The sequence below is a fragment of the Streptomyces sp. P5F9 genome, from assembly GCF_057961495.1.
The window spans coordinates 1-8,758 of sequence record NZ_JBXVPZ010000412.1 but is presented as its reverse complement, the minus strand read 5'-3'; the positions used below and the strand labels follow the sequence as shown (position 1 = coordinate 8,758).

Here is an 8,758-nt window from a genome sequence, read left to right as displayed (position 1 = left end):
CCCATGTCCCGCCCCACCCCGCACCTCGGCCCCGTTGTCACAGGTGGCCGTTACTCTCGGGCGCATGGCTCTCAACACGGCTCCGGACGCGCCGCTCCCCGTCGGTGAGGTCTCCCGGCTCATCGGCGGGTGGATCGATCGGCTCGGTGCGGTGTGGGTCGAGGGGCAGATCACCCAGTTGTCGCGGCGGCCCGGTGCCGGTGTGGTGTTTCTGACGTTGCGTGACCCGTCGTACGACATCTCGGTGAGCGTGACGTGCTTCCGGCAGGTGTTCGACGAGGTCGCCGATGTCGTCAGCGAGGGCGCGCGGGTGGTCGTACTCGCGAAACCGGAGTGGTACGCGCCGCGGGGGCAGTTGTCGTTGCGGGCCACCGAGATAAGGCCGGTCGGGGTGGGTGAACTCCTCGCGCGTCTTGAGCAGTTGAAGAAGTCGCTGGCCGCGGAGGGGTTGTTCGCGGCCGACCGGAAGAAGCCGTTGCCCTTCCTGCCGCAGCTGATCGGGCTGGTCTGCGGGCGGGCCTCGGCGGCCGAGCGGGACGTCCTGGAGAACGCGCGGCATCGTTGGCCCGCGGTCCGTTTCGAGGTGCGCAACGTGCCCGTGCAGGGCGTGCACGCCGTGCCGCAGGTCGTGCAGGCCGTGAAGGAACTGGACGCGCTCGACGGCGTGGACGTGATCATCGTGGCGCGGGGCGGCGGCAGCGTGGAGGACCTCCTGCCGTTCTCCGACGAACAGCTCGTACGGGCCGTGTCGGCCTGCCGTACGCCCGTGGTGTCCGCGATCGGGCACGAACCCGACAACCCGCTCCTGGACTACGTCGCCGACCTGCGCGCCTCCACCCCCACCGACGCCGCGAAGAAGGTCGTACCGGACGTGGGCGAGGAGTACGAGCGTGTACGGCAGCTGCGCGACCGGGCGCGGCGGTGTGTCGTGGCGTTCGTGGACCGGGAGGAGCGCGGGCTGGCGCAGGCGTTGTCCCGGCCGTCGATACAGGATCCGCACCGGATGATCGACGAGCGCGCGGATCACGTCGCCGCCCTCCTCGACCGCGGCCGACGCACCCTCGGCCACCTCCTGGACCGCGCCGACTCGGAGCTGACCCACACGCACGCGCGCGTGGTGGCCCTCTCCCCCGCGGCCACCCTGAAGCGGGGATACGCGGTGCTGCAGCGGGCCGACGGTCATGTGGTCCGGGACCCGGACGAGGTGAGCGCGGAGGAGGTACTCCGCGCGCGGGTCGCCGAGGGCGAGTTCACGGTCCGCGTCGAGGCGTAGTTCCTGTTCGAGGCGTAGTTCCTGTTGATGCATAGGGTGGGCGAATGACCAGCAAGGTGACGGATGAGTCGCTCGGGTACGAGCAGGCACGCGACGAGCTGATCGAGGTCGTACGGCGCCTGGAGGCGGGCGGCACGACCCTGGAGGAGTCCCTCGCGCTCTGGGAACGCGGCGAGGAACTGGCCAAGGTCTGCCGCCGCTGGCTGGACGGGGCAAGGGCCCGGCTGGACGCGGCGTTGGCGGAGGAAGAGGTAGAGAGCTCGACCGTAGACGCGGGTGGCGACGGCGAGTAGCGAGGGCGGGCGTCTCGCGCGGCGGGCAACGGGCAAAACGGGCAACAAGCCGTAGCGGCCACCAGCCGGCGCAGCGACGGCGACCGGTTGGCAAAACGGCCAACAGCCGACCGGCGGCGGACGGCGAATTGCGCCCGCTGCCAGCGGACAGCAAGCCGTGGCGGCCGCCAGCCCGCGCGGCGCCAGCGGTCAGTCGGCAACTACTGGACGCGGACGGCGAGTTACGACAGCCGGCGGCGAACGGTGCGCCGCGTCCGCGGGCACCCGTCGGTGACGGCGGTCAGCCGATACCCGCTGTCGGCAACGCCGACCGCTCCCCGGCAAGAGCCGACCCCTGGCAAGCGGTCCCGACGGTGTTTCTCTGTGATGCGGATCACCCTGCTCCGGTTTTGGTTGAATGTTGAACCTCGTGTCGCGTACGGTCGCTCTCGTCAGCCTATCCGGACCACGGTCCGGTTCCGGTTTCCGGCCACCCCGAGGAAGTTCCCGTATGTCTCTCGTTCTTGACCCCGCCGCCCAGGACCTGCTGTTCCGCGAGGCCCGTACCGCGAACACGTTCACCGACGAGCCGGTGACGGACGAGCAGGTGCAGGCGATCTACGACCTGGTCAAGTACGGCCCGACCTCCATGAACCAGTCGCCGCTGCGCATCACCCTGGTCCGCTCCCCCGAGGCCCGCGAGCGCCTCGTGCGGCACCTCGCCGAGGGCAACCAGAAGAAGACCGCCGCCGCCCCGCTGGTCGCGATCCTCTCCGCGGACAACGAGTTCCACGAGGAGCTCCCGAACCTGTTCCCGCACTTCCCGCAGGCCAAGGACGCCGTCTTCGGCGAGCGTTCGGTCCGCGAGGGCAACGCCGCGCTGAACGCCGCCCTCCAGGCCGCGTACTTCATCATCGGCATCCGTGCCGCCGGGCTCGCCGCCGGCCCGATGACCGGTCTCGACTTCGCGGGCGTCCAGAAGGAGTTCCTGGACGACGACCACACCCCGTTCGTCGTCATCAACATCGGCAAGCCGGGCCCGGACGCCTGGTTCCCGCGCTCCCCGCGTCTGGAGTACGACGAGGTCGTCACCACCGTCTGAGTCGGACGACCTCCCGATGACATGACGAAGGCCCCCGGCAGCAAGCCGTGCCGGGGGCCTTCGTCGCAGCCGTACGACTGCTTACTTCGTCCGCAGCGCCTTCGCCATCTCCGTCAGCTGCGCGAACGACCCCGTCCCCGCCACCACCGTCGTCGACCCCTTGCCCGCGAGCACGAGCGCGTCGTAGCGGCCGCCGGTATAGCGGGTCCACGTGCGGCCGTCGATGTCCTGGGTCGTCTTCGTCGCGGCGCCGCCCTGGCTGGCGGTGTCGATGAAGTCGGCCGGCTTCTGAGTCGACTGTTCTATCTGCACGTACTGTCCGCCGGGGGCACTGAATCCGAGGTGCCAGGCGTTGAACGCGGCGCCGTCGTAGCTGACCGAGGTCGCCTTCCAGGTCGTGGACAGACCCTCCGGGGCCGCCACCGGGTACGGCGCCGCGCGGCGTGCCGTGAGCAACTCCACGCGGTAGTCGACCCGCTTGATGTCGGGAGCGTGGTCGCTGTGCGGGATGAAGATGTAGACGATCGCCGCCGCGATCCCGATCAGGCCCAGGGAGAGGATCATGTCCCGGACCGTCTTCTGCTTGCCGTTCGAACCTGCCACGTCCCTATCGTCGCAGGTGCCCTGGTCCGCTCATCCGTGGGCCCCCCTGCTCATTTTGTCTGCCTGGCGATAGAGTCGGGGCCATACCCTCATCCGGCCGTCGTCGTATCAGAAAGGTGCGCTCCGATGACCGAGCATCATCATCTGCCGTCCGAACTCGAAGTCCCCTCCGAGGCCCCCGACCGCAACCTCGCCCTGGAACTCGTCCGGGTGACCGAAGCCGCCGCGATGGCCGCGGGCCGCTGGGTCGGGCGCGGTGACAAGAACGGCGCCGACGGTGCCGCCGTGCGCGCCATGCGGACCCTCGTCTCCACCGTCTCGATGAACGGCGTCGTCGTCATCGGTGAGGGCGAGAAGGACGAGGCGCCGATGCTCTTCAACGGCGAGCGCGTCGGTGACGGGACCGGGCCCGAGTGCGACATCGCCGTCGACCCGATCGACGGCACCACCCTCAACGCCAAGGGAATGCCGAACGCGATCGCCGTGCTGGCCGCCGCGGACCGGGGTTCGATGTTCGACCCGTCCGCCGTGTTCTACATGGACAAGCTCGTCACCGGACCCGAGGCCGCGGAGTTCGTCGACATCGAGGCCCCGATCTCGGTGAACGTCCGCCGGGTCGCCAAGGCCAAGCGGGTCACGCCCGAGGACGTCACCGTCGTCGTCCTGGACCGGCCGCGGCACGACGGCATCATCAAGGAGATCCGGGAGACCGGTGCGCGGATCAAGCTGATCTCCGACGGCGATGTCGCGGGCTCGATCCTGGCGCTGCGCGAAGGCACCGGCGTCGATCTGCTCCTCGGCATCGGCGGCACGCCCGAGGGCATCATCTCGGCCTGTGCCGTGAAGTGCCTCGGGGGTGTGATCCAGGGCAAGTTGTGGCCGAAGGACGACGCGGAGCGGCAGCGGGCGCTGGACGCGGGGCACGATCTGGACCGGGTGCTCACCACCGATGACCTGGTGTCGGGGGAGAACGTGTTCTTCGTCGCTACCGGGATCACGGACGGGGAGTTGCTGCGGGGTGTCCGGTACCGGGCGGAGACCGCTACGACCGACTCGATCGTGATGCGGTCGAAGTCCGGGACGGTGCGGCGGATCGACTCGGAGCACCGGCTGAGCAAGCTGCGGGCGTACAGCGCGATTGACTTTGATCGGGCCAAGTAACCACCACGCAGGCACGAAACACGAAAGAAGCCCTGACCGCACGGTCGTATGTGAAAGAGGCGCCCCCGGTGCGGTGGGGGCGCCTCTTCTGCGTCGGTCAGCCTGCCGCCGCTATGCGGCCTGCCGCGCGGGCCTTCTGGAGTTCCAGGTCGCGGCGACGGCGCCTGGCCAGGACCACGCGGCGTTCGGCGGCGGTGAGGCCACCCCAGACGCCGTAGGGCTCGGGTTGCAGGAGTGCGTGCTCCCGGCACTCGACCATGACCGGACAGCGGGCGCAGACGCGCTTGGCGGCGTCCTCGCGGGAGAGTCGGGCGGCGGTGGGTTCCTTGGAGGGTGCGAAGAACAGGCCTGCCTCGTCGCGCCGGCACACCGCTTCGGTGTGCCAGGGAGCGTCTTGGTCCCTGTCTCGCGCAGGCACCCGCTGAGCCGGAACAGCAGCTACCTGCAGGGACGAATGCGGCGGTTGCAGCACGGTCTACTCCTGACGACGGCTTCGCGAGCGAGAGACGATGCAGCAAGGCCTACCCGCTGTGCGCGCGCCTATGCACTGAGTTCCGAACCGCTGGTTTCCGTGTGCTTGTGCGCGATGTCAGGGGCGGACCGGCGTGGACCGATCAGCTCCACATGTGTCCCGATTCACAACCGTCAACGGTCCAGGTGTTTGCGCAAATTCTTGTCGACCTTGCGCTGAACCCGATCGAGAATGTCCGCAACGAGCTTGCCCCGCTTGGGTTTTGCCTCGATGTTTCCGAGGACGGCCCACCCGTCGACGTAGACCACGGGCGCGTCCGGTTCGACGGAATCCAGCGTGTCCACCTCGAAGTTGCCGAGGACGCCGCCGCCGGTGCCGCGCAGCGACACGTTCTCCGGGACGCGGATCTCGACGTTGCCGAAGACCGAGATCGCCTTGATGACGACCTGCTGGTACTCGAAGATCGCCTCGCTGAGGTCGATCTCGACACTGCCGAACACGGCGTACGCGTGCAGACGGCGGCCCGCGCGCCAGCGGCCCTTGCGCATCGCGGCGCTGAACACCGCCACCACGTGCTCGTCGGCCTCGGCCGGGATCGCGCCCTCCGTCGGGCGGTTCGGAGCGGGGCTGTACGACGGGGTCGTCGCCCGGCGGCCGTGGGCGGCCGGCAGATCCTGGATGAAGACCTCCAGCTCGCCGACCGTCTTGGCGCTCAGCACCCCCTCGACCCGCTCGGCGTGCTCGTCCGCGTCCAGGCGCCCCTCGGCCAGGGCCTCGCGCAGGATGTCGGCGATGCGGTCACGGTCGGCGTCCGAGGCGCGCAGCGCCGATGCGGCGGGCGCGGGCTGCGGGGCCGTGGGCAGGGATGCGGGCTGCTTCTGAAGGTCCACGGCAGCAGCGTACCGAAACGCGATAGATCGCGACTAGGGGTGTGGACAACGTTGGCGTGGCGAAGGCCCGGCGGAACTGAGCCTTACCTCACAAGCTCGGTGTCAGTGGCAGGTTCTACGCTGGTGAGCGCCCGCCAGTGTCGGCGGGCGGCCGTCTGTCGAGTGAGGAATGGGCTGCGATGCCTGAGTTCGCGTACACCGATCTGCTCCCCATGGGAGAGGACACCACCCCGTACCGGCTGGTGACCTCCGAGGGTGTCTCCACCTTCGAGGCCGACGGGCGGACGTTCCTCAAGGTCGAGCCCGAGGCGCTGCGCAAGCTCGCCGCCGAGGCGATCCACGACATCCAGCACTACCTGCGGCCCGCCCACCTCGCCCAGCTGCGCCGGATCATCGACGACCCCGAGGCGTCGAACAACGACAAGTTCGTCGCGCTGGACCTGCTGAAGAACGCGAACATCGCCGCCGCCGGCGTGCTGCCCATGTGCCAGGACACCGGTACCGCGATCGTCATGGGCAAGCGGGGGCAGAACGTCCTCACCGAAGGTGAGGACGAGTCGGCCCTGTCGCGCGGTATCTACGACGCCTACCTCAACCTCAATCTGCGGTACTCGCAGATGGCCCCGCTGACCATGTGGGACGAGAAGAACACCGGGTCGAACCTGCCGGCCCAGATCGAGCTGTACGCGACCGACGGCGGCGCCTACAAGTTCCTGTTCATGGCGAAGGGCGGCGGCTCGGCCAACAAGTCGTTCCTCTACCAGGAGACGAAGGCGGTCCTCAACGAGGGCTCCATGATGAAGTTCCTGGAGGAGAAGATCCGTTCGCTCGGTACGGCCGCCTGCCCGCCGTACCACCTGGCGATCGTGGTCGGCGGTACGAGCGCCGAGTACGCGCTGAAGACCGCGAAGTACGCCTCCGCGCACTACCTGGACGAGATCCCGGCCGAGGGTTCGGAGCTGGGGCACGGCTTCCGGGACAAGGACCTGGAGCAGAAGGTCTTCGAGCTGACGCAGAGGATCGGGATCGGGGCGCAGTTCGGCGGCAAGTACTTCTGCCACGACGTTCGGGTTGTACGGCTGCCTCGGCACGGGGCCTCGTGTCCCGTCGCCATCGCCGTGTCCTGCTCCGCCGACCGGCAGGCCGTCGCGAAGATCACCGCCGAGGGCGTGTTCCTGGAGCAGTTGGAGACGGACCCGGCGCGGTTCCTTCCGGAGACGACAGACGAGCATCTCGACTCCGGCGAGGAGGACGTGGTGCGGATCGATCTCAACCAGCCCATGGACGACATCCTCGCCGAGCTGACCAAGTACCCGGTGAAGACCCGGCTTTCGCTGTCCGGGCCGCTCGTCGTGGCGCGTGACATCGCGCACGCCAAGATCAAGGAGCGGCTCGACGCGGGTGAGGAGATGCCGCAGTACCTGAAGGACCACCCCGTGTACTACGCGGGGCCCGCGAAGACGCCTGAGGGGTATGCGTCCGGGTCGTTCGGGCCTACGACCGCCGGGCGCATGGACTCGTACGTCGAGCAGTTCCAGGCGGCGGCGGGGTCCAGGGTGATGCTCGCGAAGGGGAACCGGAGCAAGCAGGTCACCGACGCGTGTGACGCCCACGGTGGCTTCTACCTCGGGTCCATCGGTGGGCCTGCGGCCCGGCTCGCCCAGGACTGCATCAAGAAGGTCGAGGTCGTCGAGTACGAGGAGCTCGGCATGGAGGCGGTCTGGAAGATCGAGGTCGAGGACTTCCCGGCGTTCGTCGTCGTCGACGACAAGGGCAACGACTTCTTCCAGAACCCGGCGCCTGAGCCTACGTTCACGCATATTCCGGTGCGGGGGCCTGGGCTGGGTTGACCCGCGGCGGAGCCGCTGATGGATGCAGCGCCCCCGCCGCCCTTACCCGTCCCATCACCAGGGGCGCTGCGCCTTTCACCCCGCCAGGGGGCTCCGCCCCCTGGACCCCCGGTCGGCCTCAACGGCCTCGTCCTCAAACGCCGGACGGGCTGGATGGGCCACGCCATGCCTGAAAGTCCCGCACTCTGTCCCAGTTCATCCCAGGGACGTGCGGGACAGCATCTTCGCCCGGTTTGCCGGAAAAGCTCCGACCTGACTGGATCACACCCCGTGGTCCTCGGTCCACTCGGAGGAAACCCCCATGATCCGACGCACTCTGCGCAACGGTCTCGTCGCCGCGATCGCAGCCGTCGCCGTCTTCCCCGTGACAGCCGTCGCCGCCACCGCCGCCCCGGCTCCCCACACCCGGCACCACGTCGCCCACCACCACGTGACCCGGCACGCCCTGGGACAGGTCACCACCCGTCACTTCAAGCGGCTGAACGTCCGTTCCGGTCCGGGCACCGGCTACCGCGTCGTCGGCTCGCGGGCGGTCGGGCGGACGTTGCCCATCGTCTGCAAGACGTACGGGTCGAACGTCTTCGGCAACCACCGCTGGTACAAGCTCCCGCACCACGAGGGCTACGTCTCGGCCCACTACGTCCGCAACCGCAGCGCCGTCCGCTGGTGCTGACCCTCGGCTGACCGGCCGCACCGCCCGACGGGACGTCCCCGTGCGTCCTGTCGGGTGGTGCCAGGTCAACACCCCTTCATATTCCGGTGGTCGGGGTGTGGCACGCGGCCGGCCCCGGGAACGGATCACGGCGTTCACCCCGGTACGGCGAGGAGCAGGATGGAATGGAAAGCCACGTGACGGTCGAGCAGCAGCGGCCTCTGTCCGGCCCTTACGACGACGCGGGGCGGCTCCTGACGGAACGGCTCCGGCTTCTCAAGCGGCGGACCGGGCTGAGCCTGGCCGCGCTGGCCTCCGTCACCCCGTTCAGCAAGTCGACCTGGCACCGCTATCTCAACGGCGGCCAACTCCCGCCCCGGGCAGCCGTCGAGGCCCTCGCCCGGCTCGCGCACGCGGAACCCGAGGCGCTGCTCTCCCTGTGGGACGCGGCGGCCCAGGAACAGTCCAGGCCCGCTCCTCCCC

At 69.2% G+C, this 8,758-nt stretch carries 10 protein-coding genes; 7 read left to right on the top strand and 3 right to left on the bottom strand.

Annotated elements, in window-relative coordinates; genetic code table 11:
• Window positions 1-64: 64 nt before the first annotated feature.
• From xseA to AC31A1_RS40600, 3 genes are all read left to right on the top strand, one after another.
• The gene (gene xseA / locus AC31A1_RS40610) at window positions 65-1,273 is read left to right on the top strand and encodes an exodeoxyribonuclease VII large subunit (RefSeq protein ID WP_489658100.1); all 1,209 of its coding nucleotides are present in this window, start codon (window positions 65-67) and stop codon (window positions 1,271-1,273) included.
• Between the two features lie 44 nt (window positions 1,274-1,317).
• Window positions 1,318-1,566, top strand: coding sequence for an exodeoxyribonuclease VII small subunit (locus AC31A1_RS40605; RefSeq protein ID WP_489658099.1), 249 nt, complete (start codon window positions 1,318-1,320; stop codon window positions 1,564-1,566).
• A gap of 490 nt (window positions 1,567-2,056) precedes the next feature.
• On the top strand, window positions 2,057-2,647 hold the full coding sequence (locus tag AC31A1_RS40600) for a malonic semialdehyde reductase (protein WP_489658098.1): 591 nt from the start codon (window positions 2,057-2,059) through the stop codon (window positions 2,645-2,647).
• Between the two features lie 81 nt (window positions 2,648-2,728).
• Here the strand turns inward: AC31A1_RS40600 and AC31A1_RS40595 are convergent, their stop codons facing one another.
• Entirely contained in the window at window positions 2,729-3,250 is a 522-nt protein-coding gene (locus tag AC31A1_RS40595) for a DUF4245 domain-containing protein (protein WP_489658097.1), read from the bottom strand.
• Window positions 3,251-3,376: 126 nt separating this feature from the next.
• Here AC31A1_RS40595 and glpX point away from each other — a divergent pair, with 126 nt between their 5' ends.
• The gene (gene glpX, locus AC31A1_RS40590; RefSeq protein WP_366489563.1) at window positions 3,377-4,411 is read left to right on the top strand and encodes a class II fructose-bisphosphatase; all 1,035 of its coding nucleotides are present in this window, start codon (window positions 3,377-3,379) and stop codon (window positions 4,409-4,411) included.
• 97 nt (window positions 4,412-4,508) lie between these two features.
• Here the strand turns inward: glpX and AC31A1_RS40585 are convergent, their stop codons facing one another.
• The gene (locus AC31A1_RS40585) at window positions 4,509-4,883 is read right to left on the bottom strand and encodes a WhiB family transcriptional regulator (protein WP_026150672.1); all 375 of its coding nucleotides are present in this window, start codon (window positions 4,881-4,883) and stop codon (window positions 4,509-4,511) included.
• 173 nt (window positions 4,884-5,056) lie between these two features.
• A complete protein-coding gene (locus AC31A1_RS40580) occupies window positions 5,057-5,773 on the bottom strand; it encodes a DUF1707 SHOCT-like domain-containing protein (RefSeq protein WP_489658096.1) in 717 nt (238 codons plus the stop codon).
• A gap of 179 nt (window positions 5,774-5,952) precedes the next feature.
• Between AC31A1_RS40580 and AC31A1_RS40575 the strand changes: the two genes are divergently transcribed.
• The 3 genes from AC31A1_RS40575 to AC31A1_RS40565 all read left to right on the top strand — a co-directional run.
• The gene (locus tag AC31A1_RS40575; RefSeq protein WP_489658095.1) at window positions 5,953-7,623 is read left to right on the top strand and encodes a fumarate hydratase; all 1,671 of its coding nucleotides are present in this window, start codon (window positions 5,953-5,955) and stop codon (window positions 7,621-7,623) included.
• 301 nt (window positions 7,624-7,924) lie between these two features.
• Complete coding sequence (locus tag AC31A1_RS40570; protein ID WP_489658094.1) at window positions 7,925-8,296, top strand: SH3 domain-containing protein; 372 nt, start codon at window positions 7,925-7,927, stop codon at window positions 8,294-8,296.
• A 164-nt stretch (window positions 8,297-8,460) separates the two neighbouring features.
• A partial coding sequence (locus AC31A1_RS40565; protein WP_489658093.1) for a helix-turn-helix domain-containing protein occupies window positions 8,461-8,758 on the top strand: 298 nt, incomplete at its 3' end.

Bases quoted from the DNA above. Each gene is read 5' to 3' on its own strand.
- AC31A1_RS40605 (WP_489658099.1), top strand. From the start codon at position 1,318: ATGACCAGCAAGGTGACGGATGAGTCGCTCGGGTACGAGCAGGCACGC.
- glpX (WP_366489563.1), top strand. From the start codon at position 3,377: ATGACCGAGCATCATCATCTGCCGTCCGAACTCGAAGTCCCCTCCGAG.
- xseA (WP_489658100.1), top strand. From the start codon at position 65: ATGGCTCTCAACACGGCTCCGGACGCGCCGCTCCCCGTCGGTGAGGTC.
- AC31A1_RS40600 (WP_489658098.1), top strand. From the start codon at position 2,057: ATGTCTCTCGTTCTTGACCCCGCCGCCCAGGACCTGCTGTTCCGCGAG.
- AC31A1_RS40575 (WP_489658095.1), top strand. From the start codon at position 5,953: ATGCCTGAGTTCGCGTACACCGATCTGCTCCCCATGGGAGAGGACACC.
- AC31A1_RS40570 (WP_489658094.1), top strand. From the start codon at position 7,925: ATGATCCGACGCACTCTGCGCAACGGTCTCGTCGCCGCGATCGCAGCC.